Origin of the sequence: Rhizobium ecuadorense (assembly GCF_001187535.1) — a bacterium.
Lineage (GTDB): Bacteria > Pseudomonadota > Alphaproteobacteria > Rhizobiales > Rhizobiaceae > Rhizobium > Rhizobium ecuadorense.
The window spans coordinates 1-225 of the sequence record NZ_LFIO01000449.1; the positions used below are offsets into that span (position 1 = coordinate 1).

Consider the following 225-nt stretch of genomic DNA (forward strand, 5'->3'; position numbering starts at 1 on the left):
GCACCAGCGTATTGCGGGATCTCATCGTCTTCCTCCTGAGTGATTCTACGTCCACCTCGGAAGAGTGCAGGCTTGTCGCCGCCGGTGACCAGCCTGTTCAGTTCGATCAGCGCCGCAAGATCGACACGTGCAAGACCCATGGTCATGACGCCGCACACCACAGGATCAATCATCCAGCCCGAAATCGAGACCACGACACCTGTCGGCCCCAAAACCTTCAGAAAC

Annotated in this window: 1 pseudogene; it reads right to left on the reverse strand. The window is 57.8% G+C overall.

What is annotated here, in order from left to right:
* Positions 1–225, reverse strand: a pseudogene (locus AF337_RS11105) (hypothetical protein); the annotation flags it as partial.